Genomic DNA, 5,480 nt, shown 5'->3' with positions numbered 1-5,480 from the left:
GTTCGGTGGCGCCGATCAGCATGGCGATCGCCCGCGACGCCGGCGGGTATCTCTCTGGGCTCCGCATGTTCGAGACCGGGCGCGCCGGGCCGTGGGTGCAGTGGTTCGCTCAGGTGGTCGAGCGAACAGCGGATCTCGCCAACGCCATCGTCAACGAGTCGCAGGAACTCATCGAGCAATGGAGCCGGATGACCAGCTCGTTGCGACACGACAGCGCCGCCCGGGCCTTGCTCCGGTTCCTTCCCGGTCATCCCGTCATCAACTCGGCCGATGTCGCCAGCTTGCTCGACGTCAGCGAGCGCACTGGCAGGACCGCACTCGAGACGCTTGCCAGGCACGGTGTGCTGTCAGAGATTGAGGTCGGCACCGAAACCGTCGGCCGTGCGCGCCGCTGGTACGCGGCCAGCGAGCTGCTCAGACTCTGGCGCGCTTGACACCCCTGACGTGTTGATGCTGCCCGAGCTGGAGTCTCTGACCGCTGCGAGGCGCAATCCCGCTCACGCAGCCCAGACTCTTGGGAATGGAAATCGAGCAGCCGCGCATCATCTTGCTGACGGGCGTGCCGGGCGCCGGCAAGACGTCGGTCGCCGGTGCGCTTGCGGCGATGTTTCCCCGCAGCGCGCACGTCGAGGCCGACGTGCTGCGCACCTGCATCCGCGAAGGCCGAGTGAATCCCGGCGGTTCGCCGAGCGACGAGGCCGATCGGCAGCTGGTGCTGGTGACGCGGATGGTGGCGGAGGTCGCCAACCGGCTGTTTGCCGAGGGATTCACGGTGATCGTCGACGATGTGGTCGTCACACGAGGCCGTCTGGACGGATATCTGGCTGCGCTGCGAGGAGCACCATTGCACTACGTGCTACTCGCTCCCTCGCGTGAAGTAGTCCTCGAGCGAGACCGGCGACGGGTCGACAAGAGCGTTGCCGAGCAGTACCTGTGGCTGTACGACCGCATGGAGCAGGAATGCGTTGGCATCGGGCTGGACCTCGACACCTCTCCTTGGGATGAAAACGAGACGGCGGCTGCGATTGCCGGCGCGATCCGCGACGGCCAAGGACTGATTCGCCAGCCGTAGGACGCTCGACTCAGCCGTCTGTGTCGACCGTGCCGGGTGCTGATGCAGGCAACTCGTCTATGTGATGACCTCGTCGCGAAACGTCGGTCTCGGCTCCCACGCGGGACCGTGGTAAAGGCTGTCCATTTCCACGTACGGCAGCCCCCAAGCGGCCCCGATCTGCCGTGCGAGCGTCGACTTGCCCGCAGCCACCGCACCTGCCACCAGGATTCGCGTCGGCCTCCCCGTCAGCGGATCAGACCACCTCAGAACCGGCACCTCCGCAAGGGTATGTACGACTGCCCGTCAGGCCATGACAGAGGTGTGTAAGACGAAACGTGATACATTGACGCAGTGGCGCACGCGATATCTGTCCGGCTCGATGAAGAGGCGTTGAGGGCGCTTCGCAGAGTCGAGGCTCAAGGGCTGACGCAATCCGAGGCGGTGCGCAGATCTATCGTGAACGAGGCCGAGCGTCTTCGTGACCGTTGGGCTCTCGCGGCTGAGGCTGCAGCCTTGGAGGCTGACGAGGCCGACAGGGTCGAGATGGCTGCCGTCGCAAGTTTGATGGAAGAACTTCGTGCGCCGGGGTGACATCCACGAACTGCGCCTGCCGAAGGGCTTGGGACACGAACAGCATGGGCGACGGTACGGCGTCGTGGTGCAGTCCGACGCATTGCTGCCTCGGTCGGTCATCCTCGTGGCACCGACATCTACCAGCGCAAGGGCAGCTTCGTTCCGTCCTGCTATCGACATCGCCGGACAGAGCACACGGGTTCTCGTGGAGCAGCTCGGAGCTGTTGACGTCAGCCGAATTGGCGATTTCGTCGGCCACCTCACACAAGAGGAGCAATGGGGTGTCGACATCGCCCTGGCCACGGTGCTTGATCTCTGACTAGCCGCATCCTGTCGCCGCCCGGTGGCGGCCGGCGGTCATTGTCAGCAATGACGCGGCCAATGCTGCGGTCGGCATCACCGGACGCGGCGTCGTCACCGTGGTGCCGCTGACCTCGAACACCGACCGGGTATTGCCGTTCCAAGTTCTCATCGAGGCCGCAGTCGCAGGGCTGGGGGTTGATTCCAAGGCGCAAGCCGAACAGGTCCGCTCGGTGGCTGCCAGCCGCATCGGCGACCGCATCGGGGTGCTGCCATTCGAGCTCATGCAGCGGCTCGACGACGCCCTCCGCCTCCATCTCGACCTGTAGCCACCTGAGCGAGCGCCAATCACTGTGATGTAGTCGACGTCGTCCATGGGCCGACGCAGGATCACGCTGCGGTGTATCGGGCGCTTGGCCGGATGATCTTGTTGTCGGCGGCTTGTTCGAGGATGTGAGCGCCCCAGCCCACGATGCGGCTCGCGGTGAAGGTGGAGGTGAAGGCCTCTTGGGGGAGCCCGGCGAGGTGCAGCACCACAGCGGCGTAGTACTCGACGTTGGTGACGATGACGGCGCCGGGTTTGTGGTGGGCGAGCAATGCGAGCAGTTCCGCTTCGATGGCCACGGCTCGCTCGACGAGCTCTCCGCCCAGCCCGAGCGCCACTTGCTTCAGCGTTTCCGAGCGGGGATCTGCTGTGCGGTAGACGGCATGTCCGAATCCCATGAGCTTGCGGCCCGCGTCCAGCTCGGCTGATGCCCAGGCTCGGGTCGCTGCTGGGTCGCCGATCGCTTCGATCATGTCGAGCACACGGCTCGGGGCACCGCCGTGCAGCGGCCCCGCCAGCGCACCGAGGGCTCCTGCGAATGCTGCGGCTACCGACGCGCCGGTGCTGGTGATGACCCGAGCGGTGAATGCCGAGGCGTTGAAGCCGTGCTCGGCGGTGAGCCCCAAGTACGTCTCGACTGCCCGTGTCTGCGCCGGCTGCGGTGCATGGCCCAAGGCCGTTCTCAGGTAGTGCGCCGCGTAGGAGGTGCGGTCGTCTGGGGTCACTGGCTCGCCCCCGGAACGCACGCGATTGACCGTGCCCAGCACGGTCGGGGCGGCACCTATGGCTTGCATGACCGCTCGCCGGCGTTGGGCGTGGGTCATGTCGATGCTCGGACGCCCGTCGACGACCAGCGGCAGCACGCTGGCCAGCACCGCGAGCGGGTCGAGGTCGGTGCGCGACAGCCTGACGACGAGGTCGAGCGCATCCGCGTCCAGCTCCCGATGCGCCGACAGCTCGGCTGCGAAGTCCGCTTCGGTGCCCGCAGACGGCGCCGTGCCGTCGATGAGCAGGCTGGCAATCGTCTCGAAGGACGCCGTCCGGGCGAGCTCCGTCGCGTCGTGGCCTCGGTAGTGGTACCAGCCCTCCTCGCCGAGGACGGTGCCGACGGCCGTGTCGGCCACGATCAAGCCCTTCAGCCCGGGTGGAGCGACGGATCTTGCGGGGACGACGTTGTTGCTCATGGCAGCGAGCGTAGGCGCAGAAAGATATATTGACAATGTTGATCAATATCAACGTCGCGGCGCTCCACACTGGGCGCTGGAGACCTGGGGCGAATCAAGCGCATGGACGAGTGGCTGACGACCGAACAGGCGGCTGCCCGCCTCGGTGTCAAGCGAGAGACGTTGTACGCCTATGTGAGCAGGGGATTGCTGCACCGAGCGCTCGACGCGGACGGCCGCAGGTCGCGGTTCGACCCCTCCGAGATCGATCGGCTGCGACGGCGGCAACGACCGGAAGGCGAGTTCGCCACGCTCGTGTCGACGCGCATCGCGCGATCAACCGATGAAGGCGTGTACGTGCGCGGCCGCGATCTCGTGGCCGAGGCTGCACTCTCGACGTTCGAAGAGGCAGCCGACCGGATATGGCAAGCAGCTCCAGGCGAATCGTGGTCATCCGAAGACGATCCCGACGACATCGGGGCCCCGCTTCCCAAGCGAGCGCCCCTCATGGACCGGCTCCGGATCGGAGTCGCACTCGCCTCTGCAGCAGATCCCCTGCGGGACGACCTGTCGCCGACCTCTGTGCGCACTGCCGGACGCCGGGCTGTGAAGGCGATGATCAGTTCGCTGCCGCGACGCTCCAACCCGCAGGGCTCTGACATCGCCGACGCGCTGTGGTGCCGCTTAGCAGGTCGACGGGCAGGTCAGCGACGCCGAGCAGCACTGAACCGAGCACTCGTGCTCTTGGCCGAGCACGGATTGGCGAGTTCCACGCTGGGGGCCCGAGTCGCAGCGTCGGTTCGTGCCGATCCCTACTCGGTCATCACCGCCGGTCTCGGAGTGCTCGGTGGTCGCCTCCACGGCGCAGCGAGTGCCCCGGTGCACCGCCTTCTTGCCGAGGCAGCGCGCAGCGGCGACGCGGCCAGTGCACTCGGCGACGCTCAGCGCACCCTGGGCTTCACGCCCGGGTTCGGGCACGTCATGCTCAAGCAGCGTGATGCTCGCTGCGGCGCACTCATGGAAGCCCTGGCCAGCGCCTGGCACACTGACGAGCGCCTCGGAACGGTCCTTGAGGTGTACAACCTCGCAGCCGACCGCAGCGAGGGCATCGCCACCGTTGACTACGCCCTCGGAGCCTTGACCTACCTGGCTGACATGACACCCGAGTCCGGCGAGGCCGTCTTCGCCATCGCACGCACCGTCGGCTGGATCGCCCACGCCCTCGAGGAATACGGCGAAGAGCCCCTCAGGTTCCGCTTCCGAGCCCGCTACATCGGCGACTGACTACCCAAGCTCACCCGCCACATGGCGCGTCGGAGTCACAGGGTCCGGCCGTGAGCGTGTCGGCGGGCCCGAATGCGCCGCTTCCGTAGTTGAAGAAGGCGTCGTCAGGGGCGCTCACGATCTCCAGCGAGGCTTGCTGAGCGCGGCGCACGAGCAGCCCGAACTTCGCGAACCGGTAGTCCTCTCGGCCAGAGCCTTCCGACCCCGATCGCCCGAGCTGCAATGTCCCTGTGGGCAGCGCCATGAATCCGCCGCCCGAACCATGTGGTGCGTAGCCAGGACCAGGCTCGGGGACTACGTCGATGACGTGCAGGCATTCGACGAGCCGGTGCCGGAGCTGAGCGTCCGCCGCAAGGTCGCCCGCAGTGCTGCCGGTGCAGCCCGAGACCAGTCCTGCAGCCAGCACCGCACAAGCGAGTCGCACCAACCCGGCGAGCTGGCGGCGGGGCCTCAAGCCGTGTTGCCGGTGAACCGGTGCTCCTCGAGGTCGCTCAGGCTGGCCCATTCCAGGGTGCGGGCGTGGGTCGACTCCAGCACCACCGGGGGAGCGACGCCCGCCTCAAAGGCTTCGGTCCAGCGTGAGGCGCACAGGCACCACTGGTCGCCGGGCTTCAGCCCGTCGAAGCCGGTGGCTGGCTGCGGCGTCGACAGGTCGTTGCCGGCTGACTTGGAGAATTCCAGAAACTCCGCCGTCATCACGGCGCAGACGGTGTGAACGCCGAAATCGCCCGAGTCGGTGTTGCAGCAGCCGTCGCGGAACCAGCCGGTCAGCGGGTCATAC

At 67.0% G+C, this 5,480-nt stretch carries 8 protein-coding genes and 1 pseudogene; 5 read left to right on the top strand and 4 right to left on the bottom strand.

The window, feature by feature from the left end:
• Positions 1-434 (top strand): annotated as a pseudogene (locus tag VI480_RS05310) (hypothetical protein); the annotation flags it as partial.
• Between the two features lie 86 nt (positions 435-520).
• Positions 521-1,072, top strand: a complete 552-nt coding sequence (locus tag VI480_RS05305) for an AAA family ATPase (protein WP_323671780.1) — start codon at positions 521-523, stop codon at positions 1,070-1,072.
• 57 nt (positions 1,073-1,129) lie between these two features.
• On the opposite strand, the gene VI480_RS05300 is transcribed toward VI480_RS05305, so the two are convergent.
• Positions 1,130-1,330, bottom strand: a complete 201-nt coding sequence (locus tag VI480_RS05300) for a hypothetical protein (RefSeq protein ID WP_323671779.1) — start codon at positions 1,328-1,330, stop codon at positions 1,130-1,132.
• Between the two features lie 301 nt (positions 1,331-1,631).
• Between VI480_RS05300 and VI480_RS05295 the strand changes: the two genes are divergently transcribed.
• Together VI480_RS05295 and VI480_RS05290 are read left to right on the top strand one after the other, a co-directional pair.
• A complete protein-coding gene (locus VI480_RS05295; protein WP_323671778.1) occupies positions 1,632-1,946 on the top strand; it encodes a type II toxin-antitoxin system PemK/MazF family toxin in 315 nt (104 codons plus the stop codon).
• A gap of 40 nt (positions 1,947-1,986) precedes the next feature.
• Positions 1,987-2,256 carry a type II toxin-antitoxin system PemK/MazF family toxin gene (locus VI480_RS05290; protein WP_323671782.1) on the top strand — a complete coding sequence of 90 codons (270 nt, stop codon included), beginning with the start codon at positions 1,987-1,989 and terminating at the stop codon, positions 2,254-2,256.
• A 61-nt stretch (positions 2,257-2,317) separates the two neighbouring features.
• On the opposite strand, the gene VI480_RS05285 is transcribed toward VI480_RS05290, so the two are convergent.
• The gene (locus VI480_RS05285) at positions 2,318-3,436 is read right to left on the bottom strand and encodes a citrate/2-methylcitrate synthase (protein WP_323671777.1); all 1,119 of its coding nucleotides are present in this window, start codon (positions 3,434-3,436) and stop codon (positions 2,318-2,320) included.
• Between the two features lie 102 nt (positions 3,437-3,538).
• Here VI480_RS05285 and VI480_RS05280 point away from each other — a divergent pair, with 102 nt between their 5' ends.
• On the top strand, positions 3,539-4,699 hold the full coding sequence (locus VI480_RS05280; RefSeq protein WP_323671776.1) for a citrate synthase: 1,161 nt from the start codon (positions 3,539-3,541) through the stop codon (positions 4,697-4,699).
• A gap of 10 nt (positions 4,700-4,709) precedes the next feature.
• Here VI480_RS05280 and VI480_RS05275 read toward each other — a convergent pair whose 3' ends face one another.
• Positions 4,710-5,105 carry a hypothetical protein gene (locus VI480_RS05275; protein WP_323671775.1) on the bottom strand — a complete coding sequence of 132 codons (396 nt, stop codon included), beginning with the start codon at positions 5,103-5,105 and terminating at the stop codon, positions 4,710-4,712.
• Between the two features lie 44 nt (positions 5,106-5,149).
• A partial coding sequence (locus VI480_RS05270; protein ID WP_323671774.1) for a DUF2237 domain-containing protein occupies positions 5,150-5,480 on the bottom strand: 331 nt, incomplete at its 5' end.

This window comes from Candidatus Poriferisodalis multihospitum, from assembly GCF_028283155.1.
GTDB lineage: Bacteria > Actinomycetota > Acidimicrobiia > Acidimicrobiales > Poriferisodalaceae > Poriferisodalis > Poriferisodalis multihospitum.
This window is presented reverse-complemented; position numbering and strand designations above follow the sequence as displayed.

What these genes read in the sequence shown, in the direction of transcription:
- VI480_RS05280 (WP_323671776.1), top strand. Translation starts at nt 3,539, where the DNA reads ATGGACGAGTGGCTGACGACCGAACAGGCGGCTGCCCGCCTCGGTGTC.
- VI480_RS05305 (WP_323671780.1), top strand. Translation starts at nt 521, where the DNA reads ATGGAAATCGAGCAGCCGCGCATCATCTTGCTGACGGGCGTGCCGGGC.
- VI480_RS05285 (WP_323671777.1), bottom strand. Translation starts at nt 3,436, where the DNA reads ATGAGCAACAACGTCGTCCCCGCAAGATCCGTCGCTCCACCCGGGCTG.